Annotated in this window: 5 protein-coding genes; 4 read left to right on the forward strand and 1 reads right to left on the reverse strand. The window is 70.1% G+C overall.

The genetic code is table 11. The features are described from left to right. A partial coding sequence (rfbB, locus tag ACVWWH_RS20025) for a dTDP-glucose 4,6-dehydratase (protein WP_457317783.1) occupies window positions 1-764 on the reverse strand: 764 nt, incomplete at its 3' end. 52 nt (window positions 765-816) lie between these two features. Here rfbB and rfbA point away from each other — a divergent pair. From rfbA to ACVWWH_RS20045, 4 genes are all read left to right on the forward strand, one after another. Beyond that, complete coding sequence (rfbA, locus tag ACVWWH_RS20030) at window positions 817-1,680, forward strand: glucose-1-phosphate thymidylyltransferase RfbA (protein WP_457317784.1); 864 nt, start codon at window positions 817-819, stop codon at window positions 1,678-1,680. A 147-nt stretch (window positions 1,681-1,827) separates the two neighbouring features. Continuing rightward, complete coding sequence (locus ACVWWH_RS20035; protein ID WP_457317785.1) at window positions 1,828-4,086, forward strand: GH25 family lysozyme; 2,259 nt, start codon at window positions 1,828-1,830, stop codon at window positions 4,084-4,086. A gap of 83 nt (window positions 4,087-4,169) precedes the next feature. Continuing rightward, window positions 4,170-5,180, forward strand: coding sequence for a glycosyltransferase family 2 protein (locus tag ACVWWH_RS20040; RefSeq protein ID WP_457317786.1), 1,011 nt, complete (start codon window positions 4,170-4,172; stop codon window positions 5,178-5,180). Continuing rightward, window positions 5,177-6,601, forward strand: a complete 1,425-nt coding sequence (locus ACVWWH_RS20045) for a lipopolysaccharide biosynthesis protein (protein ID WP_066498721.1) — start codon at window positions 5,177-5,179, stop codon at window positions 6,599-6,601. Before ACVWWH_RS20040 ends, ACVWWH_RS20045 begins: the two co-directional genes overlap by 4 nt. The last annotated feature ends 154 nt before the right edge of the window (window positions 6,602-6,755 follow it).

The raw sequence follows: 6,755 nt of genomic DNA on the forward strand, positions 1-6,755 counted from the left end.
TTCAGGATCAGCTCCACGACGCTCCTGTTGTCCTTCTCACCGTCGGCCCCGATGAGGTAGGTCTGCCCGATCCGGCCCCTCTCCAGGATGGCCAGGACCGCGGAGGAGTGGTCGTCCGCGTGGATCCAGTCGCGCACGTTCCGGCCCTCGCCGTAGAGCTTGGGCCGCACCCCGTCGATCACGTTGGTGATCTGGCGCGGGATGAACTTCTCCACATGCTGGTACGGGCCGTAGTTGTTCGAGCAGTTGCTGATCGTCGCCTGCAGGCCGAAGGAGCGCACCCAGGCCCGCACCAGCAGGTCCGAGCCGGCCTTCGTGGACGAGTACGGGCTCGAGGGGTTGTAGGGCGTCTGCTCGGTGAACCGCTCCGCGTCCTCCAGGGCCAGGTCGCCGTACACCTCGTCGGTGGAGATGTGGTGGAACCGCGTCCCGTGCCGCCGCGCGGCCTCGATCAGCGTGTACGTGCCGATGATGTTGGTCTCGAGGAACGGCCTCGGATCATGGAGCGAATTGTCATTGTGGCTCTCCGCCGCGTAATGCACCACCGCGTCGACCGACCCGACGAGCTCCTCGACCAGCGCAGCATCCGCGATGTCGCCCCTGACGAAGCGGAAACGCGCCCCCGGCAGACCCCGGAGCGAATCCAGATTCCCCGCATACGTGAGCTTGTCCAGCACCGTCACGTCATAATCCGTGTGCCGCAGAACAAAGTGGACGAAGTTCGAGCCGATAAAACCGGCACCCCCAGTGACGAGCAATCGCATGAAATGAATCTAACGGTTGGGAAAGCCCGCAGGAACAGACATGATGTCCCCCATGAAGGGAATCATCCTGGCCGGGGGAACAGGGTCCAGACTCCACCCCATCACGCTCGGCGTCAGCAAGCAGCTTGTCCCCGTCTACGACAAGCCCATGATCTACTACCCGCTCTCCACCCTCCTGCTGGCAGGAATCCGGGACATCCTCGTCATCACCACCCCCGACGACGCCGCGCACTTCCGCCGGCTCCTCGGCGACGGGGCCGACTTCGGGGTCTCGATCACCTACGTCCAGCAGCCCTCCCCCGACGGCCTCGCCCAGGCCTTCCTCCTCGGCGAGGACCACATCGGCAACGACACCGTCGCCCTCGTGCTCGGCGACAACATCTTCTACGGCCCCGGCATGGGCACCCAGCTGCGCCGCCACCAGGACATCGACGGCGCAGCCGTCTTCGGCTACTGGGTCAAGGACCCCAGCGCCTACGGCGTCGTCGAATTCGACCACACCGGGCGCGCAGTCTCGCTCGAGGAGAAGCCCGCCTCCCCCAAGTCCAACTACGCCGTCCCCGGGCTCTACTTCTACGACAACGACGTCGTCGCCATCGCCAAGTCCCTCAGGCCCTCCGCCCGCGGCGAGCTCGAGATCACCGACGTCAACCGCACCTACCTCGACGCCGGAACCCTCCAGGTCGAGGTCCTCCCCCGCGGCACCGCATGGCTGGACACCGGGACCTTCGCCGACCTCAACGACGCCTCCAACTTCATCCGCACCATCGAGAACCGCCAAGGACTCAAGATCGGCGCCCCCGAAGAGATCGCCTGGCGCCAGGGCTTCCTCACCGACGACGAACTCCGCGCCCGCGCCACCAAACTCGCCAAGAGCGGATACGGTGCCTACCTCCTCGGCCTCCTGGGCGGCTGACCACCGGCTCCCGCCCGCGGCCCGAGGACGCAGAGTTATCTGCACTATCATTATTCACACTGGCCACGCAATTCACTTCAACCACATCTGTGTTAGGCTCGCCGAGCGCCCCGGAGTCCTGGACTCCTGAAGCTCTTGGAGATAGTCATGCTGCACACGTTGTGGACCAGCCGCCGGAACCGGGTCCTCCCGGCGACCGCCGCGAGCGCAGTCCTCGCCGTCGGATTCCTTCTCGGCCCGCTCCAGCCGGCACTCGCCGACAACGCGCAGCCGACCTCGCCCGCCACGCCCAGCCCGGCCTCCACAGCGCCGGCCCAGACCGCGCCGTCGTCCGGGACCGGCGCGACGCCCTCGGCGCCGCCGTCGGTCGTGCCCAGCCCCGCGCCGTCGTCCGTCCCGCCCACAAAGCCCGGCACCCGCGATCCCGAGGACGCGGGCAAGGATCCATCGGCGCGGGCCGCCATGCGGTCCCTGATCGGGCCCGGGGCCAAGATGGGGCAGGCCAACCCGCAGTCAAAGAACAAGGGCGGGAACAACGCCCGCGGCATGGGCGTGCCGAGCCTGCTCCCCGGAGCATGGCAGCCCTCCTGGGGGATCTCCGGCGTCGACGTCAGCGCCTACCAGTCGAGCCTCGACTGGGGCAGCATGTACAGCCAGGGCGTCCGGTTCGCCTACGTGAAGGCGTCGGAGGGCAACTACTACACCAACAGCCAGTTCTCCTCGCAGTACTTCGGATCCCAGAGCGCCGGCATGATCCGCGGCGCGTACCACTTCGCGATCCCCAACTGGTCCTCCGGCGCGGACCAGGCCAACTACTTCGTCAGCAACGGCGGCGGCTGGACGCCCGACGGCATCACCCTGCCTCCCGTGCTCGACATCGAGTACAACCCGTATGCGGGCCAGACCATCAACGGCGTCTACATGGGCGACACGTGCTACAGCATGAACGCCTCCCAGATGGTCGGGTGGATCAACGACTTCTCGAACACCGTCCTGAACCTCACCGGCCGCCGGCCGATGATCTACTCCACGAGCGACTGGTGGTCCCGCTGCACCGGGAACTCCGCAGGCTTCTCGAACAACCCGCTGTGGATCGCCGCGTACAACACCTCGGGACCGGGCACCCTGCCCGCGAGCTGGGGCAACTTCAGCGTCTGGCAGTACAGCTCGAGCGGGCCGTACCCCGGCGACTCCAACGTCTGGAACGGCGACTACTCGGGGCTCCAGCGCTTCGCGACCTACGGCGACACCGATCCGAGCGCGTCGATGGGAGCGGCAGCCAGCGCCTACACGGGCCTGGGCGGCCAGACCTCAGGGATCGCGTGCGGACTGAAGAACGGCGGCTGTTACCAGTTCTTCCAGAATGGGGCGCTCAACTGGAGCTCCGCCACGGGGGCACGGCCCACCTACTACGGACCGGTCCGCACGGCCTGGGCCAACAGCGGCTATGAGAACGGCGCCCTCGGCTATCCCACCACTGACCAGACGTGCGGGCAGCTCAATGGCGGCTGCTACCAGATGTTCCAGGGCGGAGCCATCAGCTACAGCCCGGCCACCGGCGCCCAGCTGAGCCTGTACGGGCCGATCCGTGATGCGTGGGGCGCGAACGGCTTCGAGCGGGGCATCCTCGGCTACCCGACCACCGGCAAGATCTGCGGCCAGCTCAACGGCGGCTGCTACCAGATGTTCCAGGGCGGCGGCATCAACTGGACGTCGGCGACCGGAGCCCAGCTGAGCATCTACGGCCCCATCCGCGATGCCTGGGGCGCCAGCGGCTTCGAGAACGGCCCCCTCGGCTACCCCACCACCGGGAAGATCTGCGGCCAGGTCAACGGCGGCTGCTACCAGATGTTCCAAGGCGGCGGCATCAACTACAGCCCCACCACCGGGGCCCAGCTGAGCCTGTACGGCCCCATCCGCAACGCGTGGGGGGCCAACGGCTTCGAGAACGGCATCCTGGGCTACCCGACCACCGGGAAGATCTGCGGCCAGGTCAACGGCGGCTGCTACCAGATGTTCCAGGGCGGCGGCATCAACTACAGCCCCGCCACCGGCGCGCAGCTGAGCACCTGGGGCGCCATCCGCAACGCGTGGGCCGCGACCGGCTTCCAGGACGGGCGGATGGGCTACCCGACCTCGAGCGGCGACACCTGCGGACTGCTCAACGGCGGCTGCTACCAGATGTTCCAGGGCGGCGGCATCGTCTGGAGCCCCGCCACCGGCGCGCAGCTGAGCACGTGGGGGGCGATCCGCACGGCGTGGGCGAACCTCGGGTTCCAGAACAGCCGGCTGGGCTACCCCACGACCGGGGAGATCTGCTCGTCGTCGAGCTCGTGCTACCAGAAGTACCAGGGCGGGACGATCAGCTGGACCGCGACCGGAGGGGCCGTCGTCGCCTACTCCTGAACGGGTACTCCTGAGCGGGTAGGCTGGTCGGTGCGCCATTCGCGCACCGACCAGCCGATGTCCGTTCCGACCATGGGAGCACCGTGACCAGCCCAGCGCCCACGCCCCGAGTGAGCCTCGTCATCCCGCTGTACAACGGCGCCGCAGTGATCGGCCGGGCCCTCGACAGTGTCCGCGCGCAGACCTTCGGCGGCTGGGAGGCCGTGGTCGTCGACGACTGCTCCACGGACGGGGGCGCGCAGGCCGTCCGCGACTACATCAGGGCCACCGGCGATCAGCGCATCCGGCTGGTCTCCCTCCAGGCCAACTCCGGCCCCAGCGCTGCGCGCAACGCCGGCGTCGCCGCGTCCACGGGCGAGTTCGTGGGCTTCCTCGACAGCGACGACGAGCTGCTCCCCCTCGCGCTGGACCACCTCCTCGCGCTCGCGGCGGACCCGGCGGTCGACGTCGCCGCCGGAGCCCACGTGGCCAAGCTGGCCAGCGGGCGCGAGAGTGTCCGGCCCGACCGCGTGACGGGCACGCTCACCGGCCTCGAAGCGGTCGAGGCGCTCCTGCAGGAGCGCATCTGGAACTACAACCACGGCAAGCTCTACCGCCGGCGCCTGTTCGATGCCGTCCAGCACCGCGAGGACATCCGGCGCTACGAGGACATCATCTTCAACGCGGCGGCCTATTCCTACAGCACCGCGGTGAGGTTCAGCGCCACCCCGGTCTACGCCTACTACGTCGACGCTGCCTCGACCACGTGGTCGCAGAAGCTCACCGCCGACTTCGTCACGGACACCGAAGCGTTCCTGCGCGACGGCCTCAACCCGGAGGTGGCCCCCCTCGTCTCGCAGCGGTCCTGGCGCTGCATGCGGGCCACGCTCGCGGTGGTCGTGCTCTCCGGAGCCCTCGCCGGCGGTGCCGACGGGCAGACCGTGGCGGCCCTCTCTGCCGTCCTGCGGGACAAGGTCCGGCTGCGGGACCTGCCGGACGTGTTCGTGTGCGCGCCCGTCATCGCCGCCTCGGCCGTCGCAGCGCGGGTGGCACCGGGCCTCTACGCGACGGCGTACCGGTCCTACATCCGCCGCCAGTACGAGCTCGGGGCATGAGCCGGCAGCCCGAGCAGGCGGTGGCCGTCGCGGCTGCGCCGGCCAGCCACCGGTTCCTGTACCTCCTCGCCGCCGTCGCCCAGGGCGCGGGTCCGCTGATCACCCAGCCGTTCGTGCAGCGGACCCTCGACCCTGAGCAGTGGGGCCGGGTCTCGTTCTCGATCTCGCTCGTGTCCGTCGCCCTGATCGTCATCCTCGTGGGCCTGCCGCTCATCATCACCCGCGCCTACTTCGACGGCCCCGACGGCCCGCGCAAGGCGGCGTCGCTGTCCGGCTTCGGCATCCTGCAGAGCGCCGGCCTGGGCGTGCTCGGCGTCGGCGTCGCCGTCGCGCTGGCCGCCGCGGCCGGGCGACTCGCCGACAACCTCTCCACGGTGATCGCGCTGGCGGTGGTCGGGCTGCTGGGCGGAATCCAGATGTGCCTCTCCGTCCTGCGGGCGCAGCACCGGGCCATGGCCTTCGTCGGGATCACCATCGGCGCCCAGACGCTCGGCCACCTCGCGGGCCTCGCCGCCGTCCTGTTCGTCTCGCGCAGCGCCGCGGCGTACATGGGCGCCTTCGCCGTCGTCGTCGCCCTCACCTCGGCCGCCAGCTTGATCGCCTCGAAGCCGGGCCGGCCCTTCGCCTTCCCGGGACTGGTGGGCTCGGCGCTGCGGACCTCGGCGCCGATGCTCCCCCACAGCGTCGCGCTCGTGCTCATGCTCCAGGGCGAGTCGTTCATCCTCACCGCCCTCCACGGGCCGGCGTTCTACGGCAAGTACGGGGCCATGCTGCCCATGGCCCTCGGGCCCCTCGCCGTGATCATGGCCCTCGCCAACGTGTGGGAGACGGCCATCCTCGCGCACCGCGGGGACGACGCGAAGGGCGCCGTGCGCCGCATCATGGTCGAGGGGGTCGCCGTCGGCGTGGCCCTCGCGGTCGCCGCGAGCGCGTCCGCCGTGCTGGCCGCCAACATCCTCGCGCACGACCCGACCGTCGAGCAGCTCCAGCTCGCCCGGATCATGCCGGCCATGGCCATGGGCTACATCGTCTTCCTGCTCGGCACGACCCAGCTCGTGGCCATCGGCCGCACCCGCCTCATGGCGCTGGTCACCCCGGCCGTTGCCATCCTCGATCTGGCGGTCATGCTGATCCCCGCCGCGACGGGGAGCCTGTTCTGGGTGGGGGCCACCAAGGTGCTGGCCTTCGTCCTGCTGGGCCTGGCCTACATGGCCGCGGCGCGGCGCCACGGCCGCCATCTGATGGACGCGCGGATCATGGTCCTCGGCTTGGTGGTGAGCGTCGCCGTCTGCGCCCTCATGCTCCTGCTGCCCACCGACTTCTGGTTCGGCGTCGGGACCTTCGCCGCGGCCCTGGTCGCGTTCGCCGCCGCCGCGCTGTGGCTGTGGCGTTCGGGACGGCTCAAGGCCGTCATCGGCTGACAGGCACCAAGAGAAGGGCGAGCACAGACACCGGCGGCGGGGGGGCCCCCGGGGGGGGGCCCCCGGGGGGGGGGGGGGGGCCCCCCGGGGGGGGCCCCCCCGGCGCCGCGGGGCCCGGGGGGCCCGGGGCCCACGCGCGGAGGGCGGCCCGGGG

The sequence above is a fragment of the Sinomonas sp. RB5 genome (genome assembly GCF_054063535.1).

Bases quoted from the DNA above. Each gene is read 5' to 3' on its own strand.
- ACVWWH_RS20045 (WP_066498721.1), top strand. From the start codon at position 5,177: ATGAGCCGGCAGCCCGAGCAGGCGGTGGCCGTCGCGGCTGCGCCGGCC.
- rfbA (WP_457317784.1), top strand. From the start codon at position 817: ATGAAGGGAATCATCCTGGCCGGGGGAACAGGGTCCAGACTCCACCCC.
- ACVWWH_RS20035 (WP_457317785.1), top strand. From the start codon at position 1,828: ATGCTGCACACGTTGTGGACCAGCCGCCGGAACCGGGTCCTCCCGGCG.